Below are 596 nucleotides of genomic sequence, written 5' to 3'. Positions count from 1 at the left end.
AAAAATAGTGGCGCAGGTCCGGCGTGCTGTAATCCATATGCCCGAACAGCACCGGCTTTTTCATCTTGATGGCATGATGGCGACCAAGAAGGACCGTCGCCCCGTGGGTTTCGATCCTTGAAATATCCTCTGCTGTGCTATCAGGCCCATCCCATGCCGGGTTTTGGGTCAGGCCTTCAAGCAATTGTTTCTGCCGGGCGGCCTGTTCTTCCAGAGAGGGCGTCGTGGTCATCGACCGGTTATTCCTGTCCTTGGGCGGTGGCGTTCTGGTGCGCTGCCTGCAACAGGTGTTCCGGTGCCGGGTCCTGATGGATGATGGCCTCGGCATCGGGGTACAGGGCCATGACCCGCATTTCCACATCCTCGGAAATGGCGTGGGCCTCGGTCAGGTTCATGGTCGGGTCCAGATCAATATGCATCTGGATGAAGATATTCTGGCCGGAACGCCGGGTCCGAAGGTCGTGAACGCCAAGGACTTGCGGGTTTTCGCAAGCGGTCTCGATAATCTTTTCCCGTTCCTCGTCCGGCAGTTCCTCGTCCATCAGGTCGGCGAAGGAGGTGCGGACAATGCTCCAGGCGTTGTAGATGATGAAGAC

The 596-nt window shown here is 57.7% G+C and carries 1 protein-coding gene and 1 pseudogene; both read right to left on the bottom strand.

The genetic code is table 11. The annotated features are described in order from the left end of the window. Nucleotides 1-232, bottom strand: a pseudogene (locus QQJ79_RS15825) (hypothetical protein); the annotation flags it as partial. Nucleotides 233-239: 7 nt separating this feature from the next. Next, nucleotides 240-596 (bottom strand): cation diffusion facilitator family transporter (locus QQJ79_RS15820; protein ID WP_284223890.1); only part of this gene is annotated, 357 nt, incomplete at its 5' end.

The organism is Brevundimonas denitrificans, assembly GCF_030160755.1.
GTDB classification, from domain to species: Bacteria; Pseudomonadota; Alphaproteobacteria; order Caulobacterales; family Caulobacteraceae; genus Brevundimonas; species Brevundimonas denitrificans.
Note: the sequence above shows the minus strand (reverse complement) of the source record. Positions and strands in the feature narration are given on the sequence as shown.